The sequence below is a fragment of the Peptacetobacter sp. AB800 genome (genome assembly GCF_047807365.1).
In the GTDB taxonomy this organism is placed as follows: Bacteria; Bacillota; Clostridia; order Peptostreptococcales; family Peptostreptococcaceae; genus Peptacetobacter.
In genome coordinates this window covers 1-2,214 of sequence record NZ_JBLOUI010000076.1, presented here as the reverse complement: position 1 = coordinate 2,214, position 2,214 = coordinate 1, and the positions used below count along the sequence as shown (strand labels likewise).

The following is a 2,214-nucleotide window of genomic DNA, read 5'->3' as shown; positions in this document are numbered from 1 at the left end:
AATAGTGATAGGTAAGACTTTGATTTTATCTCCATCTTTTCCCCCACTCCACACCGTACGTGAGACTTTCACCTCATACGGCGTTCCAACAAATTTTAAATTTAAATTATATAATAGGATTACCTACTTGTTTTCTTAAAGAGTTCAGTTTTTTAATACCTTTATTGTCTAATTGTAATTGATTTAAATACTTTTCTATTGTTTCTTGTTTTGTACAATGTACCAATTTATGTACTTCACTACAAATCCATACTAAATTTTTGTATTCATCAGTTCCACCTAATAACTTAGGCTTTTTATGATGACATTCCATGTTATTTATATCTAATAAGTTACCTGTTATGGCACATCTACCCTGTTGTCCTATTATTAACGAGATACGATTATCATTGTATTCTATACTAGTATTTTCCTGTGATGTATTTAGTAGGTATTCAATTAGATGATTATATCCTAACAATTGCTTATGAACTAGCAACCTACCTTCTTTAGTATAGTTGTTTGTTTCTTGTTTGAAACTATATAATCTTTTATATTTACATCCATAAATTGGATATATAGTAATCCCTTTAATAGTTCTAAGTTTGCCTTGGTATTGTCCATATAGTTTTTGATATGAATTTGTTCTGATGCCCTTATCCGAGACTACATGTTTTAATCTATTCTTCAAGGTTTTTAAAACTAAGAAATTTATATCTCCAAAGTCATAACTGGCTTTGGTTGCACAATTATAATAATTATGTATTCCCAATATCATAGAATTTAATTTTCCTACCTCTTTACGTGTCGGATAATGTTGAATCACCTTAATTTGTTTTTTAAGATTTTCTACTATTCTTTTCTTTGATTTCTTACTTATATTACTATGACATACATACTTGTTTTTACTAGGAATAACATAAAGTTCTATTCCTAAAAATTCAGTTCTATTTTTCCTAAGGTTTGTTATTTTTGACTTTTCATTATTAACCTCTAATCCTAATCGCTCTCTTAGCCATTCTTTAGTTGCCATATATATTTTCTTGGCTGTCACATAATCTTTGCAAAAAATTTTGAAATCATCTGCATATCTAACAAAATAGAATTCCTTTAAATTTCCTTTTCTGAGTACTCTGTATTTTGTTCCAGCGTCATAATATTCATGTTTACTATTAAATGTTTCCCATTGGCTACTTAACCACCAATCTAGCTCGTTTAGTACTATATTGGATAGTAGGGGACTAATTATTCCTCCTTGAGGTGTTCCTTTGTTAGGAATACCTATACCTTCTATTTCTGATTTAAGTATTTTCCCAATTACAGCAATGAGATTTTTATCTTGGATTCCTAAAGACCATATTTGTTTCTTTAGCTTTGAATGATTTACATTATCAAAGAATCCTTTTATATCTATATCTACTACATAATGACATTTAGAGTTATTCATTAACCACATGCCACGTGCTATAGCATGTTTGGTTGACCTATTTGGTCTAAATCCATAACTATGTTTATGAAACTTTGCTTCGCAAATAGGTTCTAATACTTGTTTAATACATTGTTGTATGATTCTATCTTCCATACAAGGTATTCCCAATGGTCTCATTTTACCATTTGGTTTTGGAATTTCAATTCTTCTTACACTCTTAGGATTATAGTTTTTAAGTTTGTTTTGAAAGTGCATTACAAATTTTTCTTTGCTCCAGTCCTTGTAGTAGTCAATGTCAATATTGTCTGTTCCTACTGTAACTGAGCCTTTATTTTTCTTAATATTTCTATAAGCAAGTAAAATATTCTTTTCTTCGCTTATGTCTTTCATAAGATTATTAAATTTATAATTTTCCTTAGCAAGTTTGTATAGTTTATCATATTTTTTTTGTAATAAGTAATATTCATTATTTCTTAGTAACTGACTTTTCTTTGTTTTTAAACTTTCCTCCAAGTCTGTATACCTCCTTTAACTTTAGAAGTTAAATTTATAGCATACATCTCTTAGTCTTACTCGAACCTTGGAATATCTCTATTATTTAATTTTTTAATTTTGAATTTGTCTTGTGGCTATTCCTCTGTTTTCATTACAAAAACTTCATAGGTAGTGCCACTACTTTCACTTAAGTTAAGGTAAGTTATACTTGTTAGCTTTCCTTACCACTATTTCTTTGGCAGTGAAACCTCCATATCTTAAGCTTCCCTTGTTCCATTATCATTATCTTTACATAATATCCTTAGGTCATC

General features: G+C 28.9%; 1 protein-coding gene. It reads right to left on the bottom strand.

The window, feature by feature from the left end:
- Positions 1-106: 106 nt before the first annotated feature.
- The gene (gene ltrA / locus ACK2WN_RS11915) at positions 107-1,921 is read right to left on the bottom strand and encodes a group II intron reverse transcriptase/maturase (RefSeq protein WP_416155688.1); all 1,815 of its coding nucleotides are present in this window, start codon (positions 1,919-1,921) and stop codon (positions 107-109) included.
- Between the last annotated feature and the right edge of the window lie 293 nt (positions 1,922-2,214).